This is a genomic window from Micromonospora sp. NPDC049101, from assembly GCF_040648675.1.
Classification (GTDB): Bacteria; Actinomycetota; Actinomycetes; order Mycobacteriales; family Micromonosporaceae; genus Micromonospora.
This window is the reverse complement of record NZ_JBEZED010000050.1, coordinates 1-21,326: the sequence shown is the minus strand read 5'-3', so window position 1 is coordinate 21,326 and position 21,326 is coordinate 1. Positions and strand designations below refer to the sequence as shown.

Sequence of the window (21,326 nt, the reverse complement as noted above, 5' to 3'; positions counted from 1 at the left end):
CAACGCCGCACGAATCACCCGCTCCTGCGACGGACCATTCGGAGCCGTCAAACCATTACTCGCACCATCCTGATTAACCGCACTACCCCGAACCACCGCCAACACCCGACGCCCACCAGCCACCGCATCCGACAACCGCTCCACCAACAACACCCCCACACCCTCCGCCCACCCCGTCCCATCCGCCCCCGCCGAAAACGCCTTACACCGACCATCAACCGCCAAGCCCCCCTGACGACTGAACTCCACGAAAAGGCCGGGCGAGGACATGACCGTCACGCCACCGGCGAGCGCCAAATCGCATTCGCCCCGCCGCAGCGACTGCACGGCCAGATGCAACGCCACCAACGACGACGAACACGCCGTATCGACGGTGACCGCAGGCCCCTCGAAACCAAACGTGTACGCCACCCGCCCGGAGGCGACGCTCGCGCTGCTCCCGGTCAACAGGTGCCCCGCGAGATCACCGTTCGCCTCGTGCAGTCGCGGGCCGTACTCCTGGCTCATCGCCCCGACGAAGACCCCGGTCCGGCTGCCCCGCAGCGCGTCAGGGTCGATACCCGCGCGTTCCAACGCCTCCCACGACGTCTCCAGCAGCAGCCGCTGCTGCGGGTCCATCGCCAACGCCTCACGCGGGGCGATCCCGAAGAACCCCGCGTCGAACATCGCCGCGTCCTCGAGGAAACCGCCTCGCCGCGGAAAGTCGTCCTCGGACCGCGTCTCCCACCCGCGATCCGTGGGGAACCCGGAAACGGCGTCCCCGCCGGAGGCCACCAACCGCCACAGGTCCTCGGCACTCGAGATCCCACCCGGGTACCGGCATCCCATGGCCACGATCGCCACCGGCTCGTCCAGCGCCACGGCGGTACGCGGCTGTTCGTGCACCGGAGCCGCGCCCAGCAGTTCGGCGCGCAGGAACCGGGCCACCGCCGCCGGGGTGGGATGATCGAACAGCAGGGTCGTCGGAAGGCTCAGCCCGGTGGCGACGCCGAGCCGGTTGCGCAACTCGACAGCGGTCTGGGAGTCGAAGCCGAGATCCTTGAAGGTGAGCCTGGGCTCGACCTGGTCGGGCCCGTCGTGGCCGAGCAGCGCGGCGATCTGGGACCGGACCGACCCGAGCAGCACCCGGTCCTGGTCAGCGTCCTTCGCGGCCGCCAGGCGCCGCACGAACAGGGCCTCCTCGGCGTCTGCCGCCGCGGCGACGCGGGAGCCGGGGGTCACCGGCTCGCGCTGCCGCTGCTCGCCCAGGTCGTCCAGCCAGTGCCGCTGGCGCTGGAAGGAATAGCGGGGCAGATCCACAGTCGTGGCTGCCGACCCGGAGAACACGCTGGCCCAGCCGACCTCCACCCCGTGCACGTGCGCCTCGGCGAGCGAGGTCAGAAACCTGGAGAGTCCTCCTTCGCCGCGGCGCAGCGTCCCCAACGCGGCCGCCTCGGCACCCGCGTCCTCGATCACCTCCTGGACCGCTCCGGCAACCACCGGATGAGGACTCACCTCGATGAACGTGCCGTGCCCATCGGCGAGCAGCGCGCGGATCGCCTCGTCGAACCGGACGGTCTGCCGCAGGTTGCGGTACCAGTAGTCGCCGTCCATGCCCTCGGTGTCCAGCCGCCCGCCGGTGACTGTGGAGTAGAAGGCGATGCGCGAGGCCCGCGGGGCGACCGGTGCCAGGTCGCGGGACAGCACGTCGCGGATCGCCTCCACCTGGGCTCCGTGCGAGGCGTAGTCGACAGCGACCCGTCGGGCCCGGACACCGTCGGCAGCACAGGCGGCGAGCAGTGCCTCGATCGCGTCGGTGTCGCCGGAGACCACTGTGGCGCGCGGGCCGTTGACCGCCGCGACCGCGAGCCGGCCGGCCCAGGGCTCCACCATCCGGGTCACCTGCTCGGCGGGCAGCGCCACCGACATCATGCCGCCGCGCCCCGACAGGACCGCCAGCGCCCTGCTGCGCAGACCCACGATGCGCGCGGCGTCCTCCAGGGACAGCGCACCCGCCACGTGGGCGGCTGCTATCTCACCCTGCGAGTGGCCCACCACCGCCGCCGGCTCGACCCCGTGCGAGCGCCAGAGCGCGGCCAACGCGACCATCACGGAGAACAGGGCGGGCTGCACGACGTCGACGCGATCCAGCGGCGGCGAGCCCGGCTCCCCTCGCAGAACGTCGATCATCGACCAGCCGGTGAACGGTTCGAGGGCGTCGGCGCACTCACCCAGCGTGTCGGCGAAGACCGGGGACTCGTCCAGGAGGGCGGCGGCCATGTCGGGCCACTGCGAGCCCTGGCCGGGAAACACGAGGACGGTCCTGGCCGCGTGCTCACCGGCGCTTCCGCGTACCAGACCGGGTGCCGCGTCGCCGTCGGCCAGCGCGCCGAGCGCGCGCAGGAAGCGTTCGCGGTCGTCCGCGACCACGACCGCGCGGTGCGCGAACGCGGTCCGCGTGGTCGCCAGCGAGAGCCCGACATCTGCCACACCGAGACCCGGCGCGGCGGCAACGAATTCCCTGAGCGTGGCGGCCTGGGCACGCAGGGCCGCGGCGGTACGCCCCGACACCGGCCACGGCACGACCACCGGGGACGCCTCGTCGGTCTTCGCCGTCGCCGGGTCCGGGGCCGTCGTCGGAGCCTGGGCCGGGGCCGGCGGGGCCTCGCTCAGGACGACATGGCAGTTGGTGCCGCCCATGCCGAACGCGCTGACCCCGGCGGTCCTCGGGCCGCTGCCGCTCTCCCAGGCCGACAGTTCGGTCTGCACCCGCAGGCGCAGCTCGTCGAGCGGGATCTGCGGGTTCGGCGTGCTGAAGTTCAGGCTCGGCGGCAGCTCCGCGTGCCGCAGTGCCAGCACCGCCTTGAGCAGGCCGGCGATACCGGCCGCACCCTCGAGATGGCCGATGTTCGTCTTGGCCGAACCGACAGGCAGCGGGTGTGCCACGCGCCGGCCCGCGCCCAGCGCGGCGCCGAGCGCCGCCGCCTCGACCGGGTCTCCCAACGGGGTACCGGTGCCGTGCAGTTCGACGTAACCCACCTCGGAGCGGGCCACCCCGGCGCGGGCCCACGCCTGCCGGATGACCTCCTCCTGCGCGGCCTGGACCGGCGTGGTCAGCGTCTGCCCGCCGCCGTCGTTGTTCACCGCGCTGCCACGGATCACCGCGTGGATCAGGTCGCCGTCCTCGATGGCCCGGGCGAGCGGTTTGAGCACGACGAGACCGCCACCCTCCCCGCGGACGTACCCGTTGGCCCGCGCGTCGAAGGTGTGGCACCGACCCTCCGGGGACAGCCCACCGAAACCCGCCGACCGGGCCGTGCTGTCCGGACCGGTGATCAGGTTGACGCCGCCCGCGAGCGCGAGAACCGAGTCGCCTCTGCGTAGGCTCTCGCACGCCAGGTGGACCGCGACAAGCGACGAGGACTGGCCGGTGTCCACCGTGAGGCTGGCGCCCTTCAGCCCGAGGAAGTAGGACAGGCGGTTGGCGATGATGCCGCGGTGCAGCCCGGTCATCGAGTGCTGGGCGAGCACCGCCGGGTCGTAGCGGGCAGCCAGCGTCGAATAGTCGTCCCAGATCGCCCCGACGAACACTCCTACCGGACGGCCGTTCAGCTCGTGCGGCAGCAGCCGCGCGCCTTCCAGCGCCTCCCAGCCCAGCTCCAGGACCAGCCGCTGTTGGGGGTCCATGGCCGCGGCCTCGCGTGGCGAGATGCCGAAGAAGCCGGCGTCGAAGCGGTCCACGTGCTCCAGGAAGCCGGCGCGGTGAGCAGCGACCTGCCTGTCCTGCGGCGGTTCGGTGACGGCGTCCACGCCATCGCGGAGAAGCCGCCAGAACGCCTCGGGGTCGGGCGCACCCGGCAGCCGGCAGGCGAGACCGGTGATCGCGATTGCATCGTCACTCATGGCAGGAGCTCCCCCACGGACTGGCGGTTGAACGACGGCAGGAGACGGCGCAGGACACCCGCGGCACTGGCCGCCTGCCGCAACTCGCTCGGATGAGTTCGGCCGTCCCCGGGGCGGCCTACAGGGTCACCGGCAGCCCCTGCAGACCCCTCATGATCAATCCGGGTCGCCAGCGGACCTCGTCGGGCTCGACGGCCAGCTTGAGATCGGGAAAGCGGTCGAGGACGGCGCCGATCGCGATCTCACCCTCCATCCGCGCCAGTGGCGCGCCCATGCAGTAGTGGTGGCCGTATCCGAAGGCCAGGTGGGGGTTGTCAGCCCGCGCGACGTCGAACCGGTCGGGATCCGGGAAGTGCGCGGCGTCGCGGTGGGCACTGCCGAGGGAGATGAGGACGACCTCGTCCTCCTCGATGTATTCCCCGCCGATCTCCGTCGGCTCGGTACACATCCGCAGCGTGGTGTTCTGGACCGGCGACTCGAACCGCAGGATCTCCTCCACCGCCGAGGGCAGCAGGCTCCGGTCGCGGCGCAGCAGCTCCATCTGGTCCGGGTTGGCCAGAAGGTGGTAGAGCCCGTTGCCGATCAGGTTGACGGTGGTCTCGTATCCCGCCGCGAGCAGCAGGAACGTCATGGCGACCAGCTCATGCTCGGCGAGCTTGTCACCGTCCTCGTGGACCATGATGAGCGCGGAGAGCAGGTCGTCGGTGCGGGACCTGTGCTTGTTGGCGACGAGCTCCTGGACGTACTCGGAGAGGCTGGCCAGCGCCGGCGGGAACGCCTCGCCCATCAGCGGGCCCGCCGTGGCGATGTTGACCCAGCGCCGGAACTTGTCCCGGTCCTCGGCGGGCACCCCGAGGATCTCGTAGATCATCGTCATCGGCAGCGGGAGGGCGAGCTCGTCGATGAGGTCAGCCTCGCGCTTACCCTCCAGCCGCTCGACGAGGTCTGTCGTCACCTGCTGCACGCGGGGGCGCAACCGCTCGAACTGCCGTGGCGTGAAAGCCTTGGTAACCAGTCGGCGCAACCGTGTGTGGTCGGGGGCCTCCAGGTTGAGCATGTGGTGGTGCAGCTCCTCGTTGGGGAACAGCTCGGCCCTGTCCTCCGCGTCGAGACGCCGGATGTCCTTGGACAGGGCGGGGTTGCGGAGCGCGGCGCGGGCGTCCTCGTACCGTGAGATCAACCACGACTGTTTCCCTCCCGCTCCCGGCATCACCGGGCAGACGGGCTGGTTGTCCCGCAGCCATGCGTAGGTCGGGTACGGATCGTGCTGGAAGGCCGGGCTGCTGATGGGGGATGGTTCCTTGGCGCTCACGATCACTCCAAGAGGTAGTGGCTGCTCCAGGCCGAGGTCGCCCTCGAAGGCGCCCTCGTCACGTCGTGCCTCGACCGTGCCGATCGTCGTGCCGTCGCCGCAGCGCGCCACGGCGGCGACGCGGTAGCCGTCGCATCGCGTCATGCTGCCGACGAAGCCCGCCCGGGCACGGCGGCGAGCCCCGCGCGGCCGGCAGGATCGGTGCCGGCGGGCCACCAAGGGCGGCCGGGACCCGGCGGGCGCAGTCCCGCGCCGTGCCGAACGCCCCCGCGTGCCCCACCCGCTGCGGCGGGACCGCCCCGCTCACGCGGTCACCGCCGCCGGCAGCACCGAGCGCAGCAGTGGGTCGGGGACGCCCCGCCGTCGCCACTCGCGTGGGTAGCCGAGGGAGACCTCACGGAACGGCACGCCGTCGTAGGTGGTCGTGCGCGGGATGTGGAGGTGCCCGTACACGACAGTCGCGGTGCGGAACCGGCGGTGCCAGTCCGCGGTCAGCGTGGTGCCGCACCACTGGGCGAAGACCTGGAAGTGCAGCGCGGCAGTGGGTTGCCGGACCAACGGGAAGTGGTTGACCAGCACGAGAGGGATGTCCGGGTCGCAGGCCGCCAGCCGTCGCTCGGTGGCCTCGACCCGGGCCCTGCACCAGGCTTCCCGGCTCGGGTAAGGGTCGGGGTGCAGCAGGAACTCGTCGGTGCAGACCACCCCTTCGTCGTAGGCGCGGCTGAGCGCCTCCTGCCGGCTGGACCCGGCAGGGCGGAAGCTGTAGTCGTAGAGCAGAAACAGCGGAGCCACGGTCACGGGTCCGCCCGCGCCTCGCCACACCGCGAACGGGTCTTCCGGGGTGAGCACGCCGAGGCTTCGGCAGAGCGTGACGAGATGGTCGTACCGGGCCTGACCACGTGCCGGCACCGGGTCCGCGGGATGGGTCCACAGCTCGTGGTTTCCCGGCGCCCACACCACCTGCGCAAAGCGGTCGCGCAGCAGGGTCAGTGCCCACTCGATGTCGGTGGTCAACTCTCCGACGTCGCCCGCGACGATCAGCCAGTCCTGGTCGGTCTCCGGCCGCAGCTCCTCGACGATCCGCCGGTTGTCCTCGTGTGAGACATGCAGGTCGCTCACCGCGAGCAGCCGCCCCGTGGAGTGCCTCACGCGAGGGCCTCGGCTCGCAGGCGCTCCAGGATCTGGGCGACGACGGCCTCCTTGCGGGCCGCGAGGTAGAAATGGCCTCCGGGGTGCACGAGCAACTCGAAGCGCCCGTCTGTCGTTTCCGACCAGGCATCCGCCTGCGCCACCGTCACCCTGGGGTCCGCGTCGCCGACCATCGCGATCACGGGGCAGGTCAACGGGGGTGCCGCCGCCGGCCGGTAGGTCTCCACCGCCCTGAAGTCGGCACGCAGCGCCGGGATGATCATTTGAAGGATCTCCTGGTCCTCCAGCGGCGCCAACTCGGAGCCGTTGAGCCGCCTGAGCTCGGCGAGCAGGCCGGCGTCCCCGAGTGTGTGCACCGTCCCTCCGGAGGACAGCAACGGGCTCCCCCGCCCGGAGGCGAAGAGGGCTGTTGGCGGACGTCCCGCCGCGCTCAGGCGCCTGGCCAGCTCGAAGCCGACGACGGCGCCCATGCTGTGCCCGAAGATGGCCAGCGGACTGTCGTCGTCCGGATCGAGGACGTGGAACAGGACGTCGGCCAGCGCGTCGATGGAGGTGAGTGGCGGCTCCGAACGCCGGTCCTGGCGGCCGGGATACTGCACTGCCTGCACGTTCAGCTTTCCGGCCACTGCCGTCGCCAGAGGGAAGAAGAAGCTTGACGACCCACCTGCGTGCGGCAGACAGAGCAGACGCGTAGCGCCCGGCGCCGGGTGGAAGCGTCGGATCCACCGCTCCCGTTCGGCCTGGTCCCTACCCGTCATCGCGACCTCTCCCCTGAATCGTCCGGCCAGCCGGGACAATCAATGGCAGCCAGGGACGGCCTCCCCGTGGTTCGTCGTCCCGGGAAGCCCGCACATAAAGAAATCATCGGTAACCAATGGGATACCTGCCGGCAATGACTTCGGTCACAGCCCTACCAGGCGCCCTGATTTTCTGCGGAGGATCAGATCAGATCATTGGTCGCGGCAGCACCCACAATGAGTGCGCAGATGGGCAGCACTCCGCCCCAAGCGAGAGGAGCGAAGACGGGAGCGCCCGCTAACAGAATGGGATCTGGCTGGACTGCCCACGATCTTGCCGCTGATCCATGGGCCATCATCCGTCAACTGCTGCGCAGCAGCCAGCGCAGAGGTAATTTCATCGTTTCGGGACGGAAGCCCTCGGCCGAGCCAGAGCGCCGGCGAGATCCGCACGTATCACGGCGTCGAAGACACGATCGAACACACTATTCCCCCGTTGTCCCGACCAACCCGCGTGGGATGGCCGTAGATGCCATCGTCACCAACCGTCAAGCTGGCGAAATCGTGAGACTCGGCCATGTGCCAGGCCGTCACGACTCCGCACCGGTAGCAACATCATCGTGACAGAAAGGCTAGTCGCATCAGGAATAGACGGCAACCCCTACGTGACCATCCACCGGAAATGGCTTCTCACCTGGGCAGACATCGGTTTTCCCAGGCCCCGGACGGTGCCGGCGGCACGCTCCCGCGGCGCGTTTCCTGCCGTCCGGGCGGTTGACCGAAGGGGCCGTGGCGCACGGGCCGGCGCCGCACGACGCCGGCCCGTGCGTCCCTCACGGGGTGAGCCGGTGCAGGTCGCGTGGGAACGCGGTGACCTCCCGGATGTTTGCCGCGCCGACCAGCCGGGCCACGAAGCGTTCCAGCCCGATGGCGAAGCCACCGTGCGGCGGCATGCCGTGCCGGAACGCGTCGAGATAACCGGCGTACGGCTCGACCGGCTCGCCCCGGGCCGCCAACGCCGCCAGGTAGTCGGCGTGCCGATGCAGCCGCTGCCCGCCGGTGACCAGCTCCAGACCCCGAAAGAGCAGGTCAAAACCGTTCGAGTACGCGGGCCGCGCCGGGTCCGGGTGGGTGTAGAACGGCCGCTTCGCCATCGGGTAGCCGGTGACGAAGAGGAAGTCGGAGCCGTGTTCGCGGCGGGCCCAGTCGCCCAGCGCCCGTTCGTGGGCCGGCGCGAGGTCCGGCTCGTCGGCGGGCGCTCCGGCAATCGTCAACGCCTCGGTGAAGTGCACCGCCGGGATCTCCGCCGGCACCCGCGGCGGTGTGACGCCCAGCGTGGTCAGGGCGCCGCCGGCCCGCTCGCCCACGGTGTCCAGCATCCCGGCGACCGTGTCCCGCAGCACCCGCATCACGTCCCGGTGGTCGGCGACGAAGCCCAGCTCGGCGTCGAGCGACGTGTACTGCGCGAGGTGCCGGACGGTGTCGTGCGGCTCGGCCCGGAAGACCGGCCCCACCTCGTAGACGCGCTCGAAGACGCCGACCATCAGCTGCTTGTAGAACTGCGGCGACTGGGCCAGGTACGCGGGCCCGCCGAACCAGTCCAGGGCGAACACGTTCGCGCCGCTCTCGGTGGAGGAGCTGACCACCTTCGGGGTGTGGATCTCCACGAAGTCGTGGGCGTCGAGGGCGGCCCGGAACCCGGCGACGGCAGCCGCCGAGATCCGCAGCGCGGCCGACCGGGTCGGGTGGCGCAGGGCGGTCGGCGCGTTGTCGAGTTGGGTGGGCAGGCTCGCGGTGAGTGTCGGCCGGTACAGGTCGAACGGGGGCGGCACGGCGGGCGGCCCGAGCAGACGTACCGTCGGGTCGGTCAACTCGACCCCGGCGGGCGCCGTGCCGTTCGCGGTGGCCGTCGCGGTGACCTCGACGACCGTCTCCTCGGGAAGTTTCTCCAGCTCGGCGCGGACGGCCGGGTCGGTCACGACCACCTGGGCCAGGCCGGCGGCGTCCCGCACGATCAGGAAGGCCACCGACTTGAGCAGTCGACGGCGGTGCACCCAGCCGGCGATCCGCACGGTCGTGCCGATCTGGGCGGGCAGGTGGTGGGACAGGGTTCGTCGCATGGCGGGCTCCTCGGTCGATCGCCACGCCGTCGCCGCCCCGGGGCGGCGAAAGCGTCGCATCAGCCCCAGGGAGGTGTGGGCGAGCGGGATCCTCGCGGTGCCACCACACCTTCACCCCCGCCGGAGCGGGGGCCTCGTTCGTCGCCTGATGACCGGGGCCAGCCGGGCGGGCTCTACTGGGCACGAGTGAGGAGTGCCGTTCTTCCCGCAGCTCAGGAGGGTCTTCGCACCCCGGTGCCAGACCGCCTCTCAGCACCGGCGGCTCTCTGCACTGGCGGGTCGGGGCGCTACTCGGCTCCGTCGTCGCTGTTGGCGGTGACCGTAGCACCGGATTCCGACGCGTGTGACGCCCTTTTTCGACTACCCGGTGTCCGGCGTCACAACGTTTGGAGCGTGACGCCGGTCGCCTGGCGTACATAGACACCTGCCGTCCGGCGTAGGCTCGTTTTCGTGACGATCGAGCACTCCGCGCCGACGACCGGCCAGGCAGCGCGCACCGCAACGGCGGCCCCCGAGGGGCGGCGTCTGCTGCGCATCGAGGCGCGCAACGCCGAGACGCCGATCGAGCGCAAACCGCCGTGGATCAAGGTCAAGGCCAAGATGGGCCCGGAGTACACCCAGCTGCGCGGGCTCGTCTCGCGCGAGGGGCTGCACACCGTCTGCCAGGAGGCCGGCTGCCCCAACATCTACGAGTGTTGGGAGGACCGGGAGGCCACCTTCCTCATCGGTGGTGACCAGTGCACCCGGCGCTGCGACTTCTGCCAGATCGACACCGGCAAGCCGGCCGAGTTCGACGCCGACGAGCCGCGCCGTGTGGCCGAGTCGGTGGTCGCGATGGGGCTGCGCTACGCCACCATCACCGGCGTCGCCCGTGACGACCTGCCCGACGGCGGCGCCTGGCTGTACGCCGAGACCGTCCGCCAGATCCACGCGCTGCAGCCCGGCTGCGGCGTCGAGCTGCTCATCCCGGACTTCAACGCCGTGCCCGCGCAGTTGGCCGAGGTCTTCGGCTCCCGCCCCGAGGTGCTGGCCCACAACGTGGAGACGGTGCCGCGCATCTTCAAGCGCATCCGGCCGGCGTTCCGCTACGACCGCTCCCTGGACGTGATCCGGCAGGCTCGCGCCGACGGCCTGGTCACCAAGAGCAACCTCATCCTGGGCATGGGCGAGGAACGCGCCGAGATCTCCCAGGCGCTGCGCGACCTGCACGAGGCCGGCTGCGAGCTGATCACCATCACGCAGTACCTGCGCCCCACCCCCCGGCACCACCCGGTGACCCGCTGGGTCAAGCCGGAGGAGTTCGTGGAGCTGCGCGAGGAGGCCGAGGAGATCGGCTTCGCCGGAGTGATGAGCGGGCCGCTGGTGCGCTCGTCGTACCGGGCCGGTCGGCTCTACAAGCAGGCGCTCGACGCCCGCGCCGCCACGCCTGTCGTTCCCGCCGGCTGACCCCGGGTCCGATCGGTCGAAGCGGCGCGAGGGCGCGGAAAAGGAGCCTCTCGCCGCTTCTCCATATCGCACGCCGTGCGGGCCGGCTTCCCTCCTACCCTGCCGGCGGATCGATTGGCCCCGCGGTGCCTAAACGCGTTTCACCAGAAGGAACGACTAGATGGCGGATTGTTCTCGCGCCCGCACATAGAGTAGGAGTCGGACTCAGTGGCCAACGGTCGGTCGATTAATCGACAGTGGCACATGTGAACGAATCATTAAGTCCACATTGCATCTATTTTGCTCTTTTTTGCACCCGAGGACAGCGCGACCGCAAGAGATCAGCTAACGTCCCCCCCGCAGCCGACCGGGCATCCTCGAAGGCCGAGTGGAGGAATAATGGGCAAACGCGTCAACACCGCTATTGCATTGACCAGTCTCATAACCACAGCAGGATTAATTGGCAGCCCTTCGTCAGCGATGGCCTCGGGTGGCGGCTGCATCGACTACTCCAAGAACGGCTGGAACGTCGGCGTCTGCAGCTCAGACAACGGCAGCCGAGTCTACGGTGACATCTACGTCAACGCCCGGGGCAGCCTCGGCTCCAGCTGCTACATCACGTTCTACATCAACAAGAGCGGCAGCGGCCTCGCCAGCAATGTGCGGCACGACGGTTGCTACTCGGGCCACCACTCGGCAACCAGCGCCCCCATGAGTAGCGGTTGCTATTACAACTCCTTCGAGGTCGTCGTCAACGAAACCATCAAGGACAGCGGTACCAGCCCCCTGAGCTGCAAGTAACAGCATCGAAGAAACCTTCGCCGATGCAAGATTGTCGGGGAAATCGGCCGGGACAACGGTTTACCGATGTCCCGGCCCGCTAACCTGCATGGCGGGTCGCCGTTCACGTTTGGGTGACCTTTTCGTAAACGCCCGCGGCAGACTCGGCAGCGCCTGTTACATTGACGACCACGCCGGCGCATCACCGCGCCATCGACTACCTCCTCAACCGGAGGTAGCCACCCAATCGGGGCGGGTGCTCGTCGATGAATTGATAGCGTAACCACCTGCAGGTGAACAGGCCGCCTGGTTCCCCCGCTCCGCGGGGTGGGTCGCCACAGCAACCACCTCCCAATGCGGGATCGGCCGAACGCATGACGCAGGCGCGGAGTGCACGCTTCGACGGCCGACTGGCAATGATGCTCGCGGCGCGCAGCCAGCCCTTCGGTCCGGGCGATCAGCGCTGACCTCCCCGCTTGACGGCGGCCGCGTGTCTGCCTCTCCGCGCGACGACCCCATCGCCGTCCCCGCATCCGTTCAGGACGCGGTCGGGACGACGCCGCGTCGGGCACCACACAACCCAGCAACCCCGGCGAGCCGATCGTCGGGGAAGCGGTGCACCCGGACGCGGATCAACGGGGCGGGCGGCGACCACTAGACTCTGCGGCATGGCAAAGCCCCAGGAGAAGGTCTCGTTCGGCCAGCGGCTGAAGCAGATCGGGATGGTGTTCCAGTTCACCGCCAAGCAGGACCGATGGTTCGCGCCGTTGGTCGCCGCCGCGGTGCTCATCCCGCTCGCCCTCACCGTGGTCGCGGTCATCCTCTGGAGCTGGATCTGGCTGCCGATCGGCATCCTGTTCGTCCTGCTCGCGGTGCTGATCGTGCTCAACCTCCGGTCCAACAAGGCGATGATGAACGCCGCCGAGGGGCAGCCCGGCGCGGCGGCGCAGATCATGGAGAACATGCGCGGCGACTGGCGGGTGACCCCGGCGGTCAGCTCGACCACCCAGATGGACATGGTCCACCTGGTGATCGGTAAGCCGGGTGTGATCCTGCTGGCCGAGGGCAACCCGCAGCGGGTGCGTGGCCTGCTCGGGCAGGAGAAGCGGCGGCTGTCGAAGGTGATCGGCTCCGCGCCTCTGCACGACTACGTGATCGGGCAGGACGAGGGCGAGCTGCCGATCCGCAAACTCCGCACGACGCTGCTGCGCCTGCCCCGCGCGCTCTCCGGCAAGGACGTCAACTCGCTGGACAAGCGACTCAAGGCGCTCACCGCCCGTCCGCAGATGCCCAAGGGCGCGATCCCGAAGAACATGCGGCCGCCAGGCGCCTCCCGCCAGTCGCGGGGCCGCTGACCCCCCAGGTGTACGCGTAAAGAGCCGGACCCGCACGGGTCCGGCTCTTTGCCATCCGCACCCCACATCCCTGAAGTTGCCTGGATCTTGCCCAGATGTGGACGCGTGGACCGCCGGAACGTCGGCTTCGGCTCCGTCGCCGGTCAAGATCGTGCTCGATCCTGGATCCAGTGGCCTCAAGACGCCGGGACACCACTACATCCTGGTCAGCGCCGTTGCGTTAGGTGGACCGGCTGTTCGCCAACCAGCACTGCCTCGCCGATCATGGAGTTGTGGTGGGTAACAGAACGCCCGTAAAACCCCCAAAGTCGGCACCACAACTCCATGATCGCCAAGCCGGGCCCAGCCCGCTCCCCGATCGGGCACTTCCCGTCCCGGGTTGACCCGCCGGCTACAGGCCTAACGCAACGGTGTTGACATCCTGGTGCGAGCACGATCTTGGGCGGGCGGGCGGGCGGACTGGGCGGGGCCGGGCGGCGGGGCGGCGGCAGGGACGGGGCGGGCGCGGCGGGCGCGGCGGGGCCGGGCGGCGGCCGGGGCGGGAGGGGCCGAGGGCGTGGGAGGGCCCGGGACGCCGGGCGGGCCGGGGGTCAGCCTCGGGGGGCGTCGACGACGACCGAGTCGGCGAGTCGGTCGTGCAGGCCACGGCGGTGCTCGTCCATGATCAGCGCGGGGACGACGAGCGCCAGCAGCAGGCCACGGATCAGCCCCCGGAGCACGCCGATCCGGCCGCCGTCGTGCCAGCTCACGCAGCGGATCTTCGTGATGTACATGCCCGGTGTCTGGGCGAACAGGCCGAGGAAGACGCCGTACACGAGTACCAGCACCAGCACCGGCGCCCAGCCGTCGCGTACCGGGTCGGCGAAGAAGTTGGACACCAGCAGGCAGAGCACCCAGTCGATGATCAGCGCACCGAACCGCTTGCCGAGGCTCGGCGGGGTGAAGCTGGGGTCGGTGGCCGGCGCTGCCGGGGCGTGCGGATTGGTCACAGCGGTCAAGGGTATCCGCGTCGGCACGACGGCTTGCCGGGGCCGCCGCCACGGTGTGCTGATTCGGGCCAAAGGCATCAGATGTCACTACACTGGCACAGTCGGTACGGCGTTCGTGGCGGGCCGGAGGCGTGGACGAGAGCGTCACCCACGTTCCGCGAGGGACGTAACACGGCAGAAACAACGGAGACACGGCCGGGCAACCCCCCGGCCCTAGCGTCGCCAGAAGCCTAGCCACCCCGTGGACGTGCCAGGAGGATGTGTGTTCGCCAATCCCGAGGAACTGCTGCGATACCTCAAGAACGAGGACGTGAAGTTCGTCGACGTTCGTTTCTGTGACCTGCCCGGCGTGATGCAGCACTTCAACCTGCCGGTCGAGTCCGTCAACGACGACCTCTTCACCGACGGCCTCGCGTTCGACGGTTCGTCGATCCGCGGTTTCCAGGCGATCCACGAGTCGGACATGCTCCTGCTCCCGGACGTCGCCACCGCGTTCATCGACCCGTTCCGCGCACAGAAGACTCTCGCGCTCAACTTCTTCATCCACGACCCGTTCACCCGCGAGGCCTACAGCCGCGACCCGCGCAACGTCGCGAAGAAGGCCGAGGCGTACCTGGCGGCGAGCGGCATCGCCGACACCGCCTACTTCGGCGCCGAGGCGGAGTTCTACATCTTCGACTCGATCCGCCACGAGACCTCGGCGCACCAGTCGTTCTACTACATCGACTCGATCGAGGGCGCCTGGAACACCGGCCGCGAAGAGCAGGGCGGCAACCTCGGTTACAAGACCGCGTACAAGGGTGGCTACTTCCCGGTGCCGCCGGTCGACCACTACGCCGACCTGCGTGACTCGATCGTGCGCCGGCTGGTCGACACCGGTTTCAACGTGGAGCGCTCGCACCACGAGGTGGGCACCGCCGGCCAGTCCGAGATCAACTACCGGTTCTCCACCCTGCTGCACGCCGGTGACCAGCTCCAGCTCTTCAAGTACATCGTGAAGAACGAGGCCTGGGCCAACGGCAAGACCGCGACCTTCATGCCCAAGCCGCTCTTCGGTGACAACGGCTCCGGCATGCACACCCACCAGAGCCTCTGGCTCAACGGTGAGCCGCTCTTCTACGACGAGACCGGCTACGCGGGTCTGTCCGACATGGCCCGCTGGTACATCGGCGGTCTGCTGCACCACGCGCCGTCGCTGCTGGCCTTCACCAACCCGACGGTCAACTCGTACCGTCGCCTGGTGCCGGGCTACGAGGCGCCGGTCAACCTGGTCTACTCGCAGCGCAACCGGTCCGCCTGCACCCGCATCCCGGTGACCGGCAGCAACGCCAAGGCCAAGCGCGTCGAGTTCCGCGTTCCGGACCCGTCGGCCAACGTCTACCTGGCGTTCTCGGCCATGATGATGGCCGGCCTGGACGGCATCAAGAGCAAGATGGAGCCGCCGACGCCGATCGACAAGGACCTCTACGACCTCCCGCCGGAGGAGTGGGGCGACGTCAAGCAGGTGCCGGGCTCGCTGCCGGCCGTGCTCGACTCGCTGGAGGCCGACCACGACTACCTGCTCGACGGCGGCGTCTTCACCCCGGACCTGATCTCCACCTGGGTGGACTGGAAGCGCGCCAACGAGGTCGACCCGGTGCGCCTGCGCCCGACCCCGCACGAGTTCGCCATGTACTACGACTGCTGAGCCTGATCAAGGCTCTGACCTGCACCAACAGGATCACTACTGATCTTGGGTACAGGTTGGGTACAACCTCACGGACGGCGGTCATGCCCGGCTCACAGCCGGCGTGGCCGCCGTTTCGTGTTGGCCGAGCGCACCGTCGATGAGCAGCCGGGTCCGGTCGAGCACGTCCGGCCACTCGTGCACGTAGGTGTTGAGCGTGATGGTCGGTGTGCTGTGTCCAAGCGCGAGCTGCACCGTCTTCACCGATGCGCCCGCGTGGATCAGGACTGTTGCGTAGTAGTGCCGCAGTCCGTGTATCCCCCACCGCGCCTGCAGGCCGACCGCATCGCGGGCGCTCGCCCACGTCCGCGAGAAGGTCGCCGCGTTGACTGGCTCGCCGCCGACGCCGAGCCAGACGACTTCTACAAGGCCCTCATCGCGACCACGTTCGGCACCGTCACCGCTGCATTCTTCCCAAGACGTGGCCGCGACGACGTCGACAAGATTTTGATGGCCGGCACTGGCCTGGACACCCTCGAAATCGTCACTCGCATGCGCGCGTCGGATGTGTCCCAAGCGACCCTCGAAGGGCTGAGGATCACCGCCGACAGACTGTGCAGCGAGTACTCCTACGCCGACTCGGCAGACCTGCGAGTCGAGGGACACGCGTGGCTGCGCCGCATGACGGCCCTTCTCGATGCTCGCCTCACGCTTGCTCAGCACCGGGAGCTGCTCACCTTGGCGGGAACGGTTGCCCTCTTGGTGGGTTGCGTTGAGTACGACATGGGTCGGCGGACCGAAGCTGAGGCGACTCGTCGGGCAGCGTTTCAGCTCGGACAAGAGTCCGGCGACGTGAATGTCATCGGTTGGGCGTAGGAGATGCGAGCGTGGTATGCGCTCACCGCAGGTGACTTTCGCGGCGTAGTCGCCGCCGCCGAAGCGGGCGAGGCAGCCGCGCCGCACCACAGCGTCGCAGTTCAACTGGCCGCCCAGCGGGCGAAGGCGTGGGCACGCATGGGGGACCGGCGTCAAGTCGAGCTTGCTCTCGACCAGGGCCGCCGCATTCTTGAAGGGCTGCCGTACCCGGAGAACCTGGATCACCACTTCGTGGTCGACCCGGCCAAGTTCGACTTCTATGCGATGGACTGCTACCGGATCGTCGGCGAGAACGGGCTTGCCGAGGTCTACGCGGACGAAGTCATCCGCTCGTCCACGGACAGCAGCGGCATCGTGCGCAAGCCGATGAGAGTCGCGGAAGCGCAGATCACCCATGGGGTCGTGGCCGCACGAGCGGGCGACTTGGATCGCGCCGTCGACCTCGGCCACCAGGCGCTCAACGGGAACCGGCGGTCGCTGCCATCACTCGCCATGGTGGCCACGGACCTATCAGCAGTGCTGACGAAGCAGTACCCGGACGCGCCAGAGACGCGGGACTTCGCGGACGAGCTGCGGGCGGTCAAGGCTGGTCCGAGCGCCTAGCGTTCAGCGTCATCGCCCGAGGGCGGTTGAACCTCCGCCCGCGCCCTGCCGCCGACACCGGGCCGGGGTCGCGCCTCATGCCAGCTGACAATGTGCGCCGGCCGCCACACGTGCGTCCGTCCGACGGTCAGATCGGGCGCAGGCATCTGCCCCCGCTTCCGGTACGTCGCCACCGTGCCAACCCGCACCCCGAGGTACGCGGCGACGTCCGAGGTCGTCCACCACTCCGCGTCGGGGTCAGGGTTCGTCACGTCCGCCATTCTGCCCGCGTTGGAAGTTCAACGCACGTACGCACCGGTTCACTGACTGGGTACATGCCGCGGACGCGTGAAGGACACGGATGATCTTACGCATAGCGATCAATATGCCCGCCGCCGGCCGACCTGGGGTTTCTTGGCCACAACCGAAGGCGCGCCTTGAGGGTTAGTAGGTCTCGAATTCAGCGAAGCGGTCAATGTCAACCTCCACATCCGTATCAAAGTTGCCACCAATCACCAGCTTCCCCTCCTGCTTGTGGATCATGTCAAACCTAAAGCTCTTCCAGCAAGGAACCATAGGATTGATGAGCACTTCCCCGCCCGCCAGGTGAAAGGTATTGAAGCTCACGTTAAGCATGCCGGGGGTGTCTCCTGACGGCCTGATACGCAGATCTCTTCCGGTGAACTTTCCCGGACCAATTCGAATCTCTGTCGGACCGTCCGCTTTAACATCAAGGTTTACGTACGAATCGCCCGATATCTGAGAGGGTACCGAGATTTTTGTTTTTTGAGTCGCAACATCATTCAGAACAAGGCGACCGGTTAGCTTATAGGCATGCATGGAGAGTCGTGTACGGGACAGCCGACTCTCTGAGAGATCCACCTCTCCGTCAATCACTGAATGCCGCTGCTGGAAGAAGAACACTTCGCTATCCGCGTCAAACTTCAGTGCGGAGTCCGAAACCTGGGCCTGTCTCAGCAGGAAATGGCTGCTAGATCCGATTCTCATGCGGTCTAGCTCAAAGGCGGATTCGGTGACGGTCGCCTCATCGAAGCAAAGCACGCTTTCTCCCCCGAGTTCCGTGCCTTGCATCAAGATCTTGAAGTTGTGGAAGCTTGATCCAGTGAAGTCCAAGACAGCATCCTGGAGTTTTGCCGCCCTAAGCCTCATTTCGCCGTTTCGGAAGACGCAGTTTCGGAATTGAAGGCGGACTTCGTCGAGTTTTACCTGATCCAAATCCACATTGTTAAAGTGCCCTCCAGAGAAGTCGAGCTCTTGCGAGTGCCAAGCGGCGCTGCTGCCTGGGTCCAGCAAGCGGGCACGAACCGCTTTCCAGGCGGTTCGACGAACCTCGCTCTCGCCGAGATCTGGAGTATCTGATTTCAGATCAAGCGTAGGTAGCCGCAGGTATGAGCAAATGGCCATGACGCAGGGCGTTCGCCCTTCGAGCCAGTCATCCGCAAGGACCGCCATGGAGTGCAAGCCGGCGAGGCGGGCGGAGGGGCGCTCATGGGACAGCAGTTCGGCAGCTTTTACATATCGGTCCGAATATACCTGCTGGTCCGCGCGGAGTCCTTCGCGTTCCGCTAGAACCTGCTTTCGGAATGCATATACGGCACCAAGTGACGCTCCGGTGAGAGCAGTCAGACTGACTGCAGCCGTCAAAACGGCTGGCAGGGTCTTGTCATTCGGAGCCCTGAAGCCGGAGAGGATAGCGACGGTAGTCCAAAGAAACAAGAAAAACGTGACGAACAAGACGACGGCAGCCATGGCCGCGACAGGAAGGAGGAGGTGTAAACCTCCGTCGAGACGCGGATTCCCCAGCTCCGAAACCCCCTTCACTACTGCTGACCTGGTCCGCCGCAGGCGCTGCCCAAAGGTCGGTGACGAGGACATGTCCGCTATACCGGTCACCGCTTCTCCCGTTCCGATACTGATGCATCGCGCCGAATCCGCTACGGGCATTGCCGCAGCCGGCGACCAGCGCTCAGGATGTCACTGTCTGCCGGTGTTCCGCACGCCGCGTGGAACGTGCCAGAGCCTTCCCGTCGCGCCCGCACGGTTCTACCTGCCTTTTCGCCGGTGAGAACTTTCCATACGTCTTCAAGGCGGCCCTTCGGGCCGCTGCGCGCCGCTCGGGGCACGCCGCGCCTTGCCGCTTCGCTCCCGGCGCGGCGACCCCGGCAACGCGCCGGCCTCCGGCGGACACGACGATGTCCCATGCTCATCGAAACGCGAGCACGGGACATCTCCACCGACGCTTCAGCTACGTGGCGTCGGCCGGCGCGCCGGCACCGTGTGCGGCGGTCTTCCTCTGTCCAGCAGGTGAGGCGCCCTCGTGATCCTTGGCGCGGATGACCTCACGTAACAGCTCGGCTCCGGGCGTGCTGCTCGAAAGAACCCACCCCGACGGTAGCTCGGCGGCAGGCATGGCGCGCGCCTCCGACAGATCGACGCCATGGCCGAACTGCGCCTCGCGCAGGCCGGCGTCGCCGTGGAACTGCGCCCCGCGCAGGTAGGCGTCGCCGTGGAACTGCGCCGCAACCAGGTTGGCGTCGCCGTGGAACTGCGCCCCGCCCAGGTCGGCGTCGCCGTGGAACTGCACCTCGCTCAGGTAGGCGTCGCCGTGGAGCTGCACCTCGCTCAGGTAGGCGTCGCCGTGGAACTGCGCGTCGCTCAGGTTGGCGTCGCCGTGGAACTGCGCCCCGCCCAGGTCGGCGTCGCCGTGGAGCTGCGCCCCGCGCAGGTAGGCGTCGCCGTGGAACTGCGCCCCGCCCAGGTCGGCGTCGCCGTGGAACTGCGCCCCGCCCAGGTCGGCGTTGCCGTGGAACTGCGCGTCGCTCAGGTAGGCGTCGCCGTGGAACTGCGCCCCGCCCAGGTCGGCGTTGCCGTGGAACTGCGCCCCGCTCAGGTCGGCGTCACCGTGGAACTGCGCCCCACTGAGGTCGCCCTGCTCGATCTCGCACGAGGTGAGGCTGAGCTTGACCAGGACAGCGCCGACCAGATCGATCGTCATCCGGTTGCCCCTGGCGTCGATCCAGTACGCGGTTTCATCGGTGTCGGTCTGCGTCCGCCGCAGATGCGCTGCGAGCAGCCGCTGCGCCGTTAGACGCACCTGCAACTCCTCGCGGCGCTCGGCCTCCGCCTTTGCGTCCGGGACTTCGGTGTCATCGGACGGATGCTCCGGCGGCTGCTTGAGGTTTCCGCGCAGCACCTCGACCGGCGGGATGTAGGGCATCCGTAGATAGGCGCACCACACGTCCACCACCGTCTGCCGCAACTTCGGGTTGTCCTGCCCCAGCCGCTCCAGGGCGTACAAGCCGGCCAGACGGACCGCTGCCTTGTCGCTGCCGAGTTGACCCGCCGCCGCCACGTACAAGGTCGTGGTCCGCTGCTCCAAAGCATCACTTTCTGCGAACCGCTGCGCTCGCTCGCTCAGGGCTTGGCGACGCAGGGTCATCAGCAACGTCACTCCCGCAGCCAGACCAGCCGCGACCGTCAGAGCGGTCTTGATCCGATCCAGCCGGAACCGCTCCGCGGCGAGCGCGGCCTGAGGCGGGGGCGACCACACGCCGAGCAACCACATGGCCGCGCCACCACCCAACAGCACCACCAGGACGACCGCCACCATCACCGGGAGAAACGGCATCGGCCGCAGCGGCGCATCGTGGGACGCCACGCCTCGGGTGGCACCCCTACCATTTCGCCAACGCTTCAGGAACCTCACGGTTGTCATTGTGACCATCCGTGTCCACGAAGACGACCATCAGCTAACCCGAGCGTTTTGGACCGAGCAGGCACCAGCGTTGATGGCCGGTGCTGCGAAGTCTTGCCTCCGGCGGGTAGGGCCTCCGGCCCTACGACCCGGGGATGGCCTCCGGCGGTCGGGGCTACTCGCCCCGAACCCTCGGCGACTCTGGGATGCCCCGGCCGCGACCGGGTACCCGTCGCACACCGGAGGCCACCAGACCGCGCCGACCTGGTCCAGGTCGTTCGTCCGGCGGGGCGCTCCACCTGGACCAGGTCGGCGCGGCCCGGCAGGGCGGAGCCTGCGCGACGGGATGCCACACCGGCCCACTTCCGAGCCACCGGCAGACAGCACCAGCCCATGATCGTTAGGCACACGACGGGTACAAGGGCCACCAGGAAACAGCGAATAACGATGGAAGTTGATATACGGCGTACGACCTGCTCAGCGGCTTGATCGACACCACTCCCCCAGGTCAGCCGCCACGCGCGGTTAGTTCGCCATGTACTACGACTGCTGAGCAGTCACTGCACGACCGACTGCTCAGCAGTCACCTCACGACCGACTGCTCAGCAGTCACCTAACCACCGACTGCTGCGCAGTCACTTCACCACCGGCCGGGCCGGCACCGCGATCGCGCCCGGATTCCGGGTCAGGTGCTCGTCCGGGGACCCGGGCGGGGCACGGTCGGCTACTGCGGTCTGA

The 21,326-nt window shown here is 68.4% G+C and carries 15 protein-coding genes; 5 read left to right on the top strand and 10 right to left on the bottom strand.

Annotated features, from left to right (window positions below):
* The 5 genes from AB0B57_RS36385 to aspS all read right to left on the bottom strand — a co-directional run.
* The coding region (locus AB0B57_RS36385) for a beta-ketoacyl synthase N-terminal-like domain-containing protein (RefSeq protein ID WP_357080876.1) at positions 1–3,882 on the bottom strand (3,882 nt) is incomplete at its 3' end.
* 118 nt (positions 3,883–4,000) lie between these two features.
* Complete coding sequence (locus AB0B57_RS36380; protein ID WP_357080873.1) at positions 4,001–5,338, bottom strand: cytochrome P450; 1,338 nt, start codon at positions 5,336–5,338, stop codon at positions 4,001–4,003.
* Positions 5,339–5,497: 159 nt separating this feature from the next.
* A complete protein-coding gene (locus AB0B57_RS36375; protein WP_357080870.1) occupies positions 5,498–6,343 on the bottom strand; it encodes a metallophosphoesterase in 846 nt (281 codons plus the stop codon).
* Positions 6,340–7,101, bottom strand: a complete 762-nt coding sequence (locus AB0B57_RS36370) for an alpha/beta fold hydrolase (RefSeq protein WP_357080867.1) — start codon at positions 7,099–7,101, stop codon at positions 6,340–6,342. The genes AB0B57_RS36375 and AB0B57_RS36370 overlap by 4 nt, the downstream gene beginning before the upstream one ends.
* 812 nt (positions 7,102–7,913) lie before the next feature.
* On the bottom strand, positions 7,914–9,200 hold the full coding sequence (gene aspS / locus AB0B57_RS36365) for an aspartate--tRNA(Asn) ligase (protein ID WP_357080864.1): 1,287 nt from the start codon (positions 9,198–9,200) through the stop codon (positions 7,914–7,916).
* A gap of 450 nt (positions 9,201–9,650) precedes the next feature.
* Between aspS and lipA the strand changes: the two genes are divergently transcribed.
* From lipA to AB0B57_RS36350, 3 genes are all read left to right on the top strand, one after another.
* Entirely contained in the window at positions 9,651–10,646 is a 996-nt protein-coding gene (gene lipA / locus AB0B57_RS36360) for a lipoyl synthase (protein ID WP_357080861.1), read from the top strand.
* A gap of 378 nt (positions 10,647–11,024) precedes the next feature.
* A complete protein-coding gene (locus tag AB0B57_RS36355) occupies positions 11,025–11,426 on the top strand; it encodes a hypothetical protein (RefSeq protein ID WP_357080858.1) in 402 nt (133 codons plus the stop codon).
* Between the two features lie 647 nt (positions 11,427–12,073).
* Positions 12,074–12,760 (top strand): DUF4191 domain-containing protein, encoded by a 687-nt coding sequence (locus tag AB0B57_RS36350; protein WP_357080855.1) that lies wholly within the window; start codon positions 12,074–12,076, stop codon positions 12,758–12,760.
* Between the two features lie 590 nt (positions 12,761–13,350).
* Here AB0B57_RS36350 and AB0B57_RS36345 read toward each other — a convergent pair.
* Positions 13,351–13,749: an RDD family protein gene (locus tag AB0B57_RS36345; RefSeq protein ID WP_357080852.1), complete on the bottom strand. Its 399-nt coding sequence runs from the start codon at positions 13,747–13,749 to the stop codon at positions 13,351–13,353.
* Positions 13,750–14,011: 262 nt separating this feature from the next.
* Here AB0B57_RS36345 and glnA point away from each other — a divergent pair, with 262 nt between their 5' ends.
* Positions 14,012–15,436, top strand: a complete 1,425-nt coding sequence (glnA, locus tag AB0B57_RS36340; RefSeq protein ID WP_357080849.1) for a type I glutamate--ammonia ligase — start codon at positions 14,012–14,014, stop codon at positions 15,434–15,436.
* Between the two features lie 81 nt (positions 15,437–15,517).
* On the opposite strand, the gene AB0B57_RS36335 is transcribed toward glnA, so the two are convergent.
* Positions 15,518–16,081, bottom strand: coding sequence for a tyrosine-type recombinase/integrase (locus AB0B57_RS36335; protein ID WP_357080879.1), 564 nt, complete (start codon positions 16,079–16,081; stop codon positions 15,518–15,520).
* Between the two features lie 213 nt (positions 16,082–16,294).
* Between AB0B57_RS36335 and AB0B57_RS36330 the strand changes: the two genes are divergently transcribed.
* Positions 16,295–16,894 (top strand): hypothetical protein, encoded by a 600-nt coding sequence (locus AB0B57_RS36330; protein ID WP_357080846.1) that lies wholly within the window; start codon positions 16,295–16,297, stop codon positions 16,892–16,894.
* Here the strand turns inward: AB0B57_RS36330 and AB0B57_RS36325 are convergent.
* The 3 genes from AB0B57_RS36325 to AB0B57_RS36315 form a co-directional block, all read right to left on the bottom strand.
* The gene (locus AB0B57_RS36325) at positions 16,891–17,154 is read right to left on the bottom strand and encodes a helix-turn-helix domain-containing protein (RefSeq protein ID WP_357080843.1); all 264 of its coding nucleotides are present in this window, start codon (positions 17,152–17,154) and stop codon (positions 16,891–16,893) included. The two genes, AB0B57_RS36330 and AB0B57_RS36325, sit on opposite strands and share 4 nt — an antisense overlap.
* A gap of 163 nt (positions 17,155–17,317) precedes the next feature.
* Entirely contained in the window at positions 17,318–18,643 is a 1,326-nt protein-coding gene (locus AB0B57_RS36320) for a hypothetical protein (protein ID WP_357080840.1), read from the bottom strand.
* 496 nt (positions 18,644–19,139) lie between these two features.
* Positions 19,140–20,552 (bottom strand): pentapeptide repeat-containing protein, encoded by a 1,413-nt coding sequence (locus AB0B57_RS36315; protein ID WP_357080837.1) that lies wholly within the window; start codon positions 20,550–20,552, stop codon positions 19,140–19,142.
* Between the last annotated feature and the right edge of the window lie 774 nt (positions 20,553–21,326).

Coding starts and splice junctions, on each gene's coding strand:
- AB0B57_RS36380 (WP_357080873.1), bottom strand. CDS start 5,338: ATGACGCGATGCGACGGCTACCGCGTCGCCGCCGTGGCGCGCTGCGGC.
- AB0B57_RS36330 (WP_357080846.1), top strand. CDS start 16,295: ATGCGAGCGTGGTATGCGCTCACCGCAGGTGACTTTCGCGGCGTAGTC.
- AB0B57_RS36350 (WP_357080855.1), top strand. CDS start 12,074: ATGGCAAAGCCCCAGGAGAAGGTCTCGTTCGGCCAGCGGCTGAAGCAG.
- AB0B57_RS36355 (WP_357080858.1), top strand. CDS start 11,025: ATGGGCAAACGCGTCAACACCGCTATTGCATTGACCAGTCTCATAACC.
- aspS (WP_357080864.1), bottom strand. CDS start 9,200: ATGCGACGAACCCTGTCCCACCACCTGCCCGCCCAGATCGGCACGACC.
- AB0B57_RS36370 (WP_357080867.1), bottom strand. CDS start 7,101: ATGACGGGTAGGGACCAGGCCGAACGGGAGCGGTGGATCCGACGCTTC.
- AB0B57_RS36325 (WP_357080843.1), bottom strand. CDS start 17,154: ATGGCGGACGTGACGAACCCTGACCCCGACGCGGAGTGGTGGACGACC.
- AB0B57_RS36320 (WP_357080840.1), bottom strand. CDS start 18,643: ATGGCTGCCGTCGTCTTGTTCGTCACGTTTTTCTTGTTTCTTTGGACT.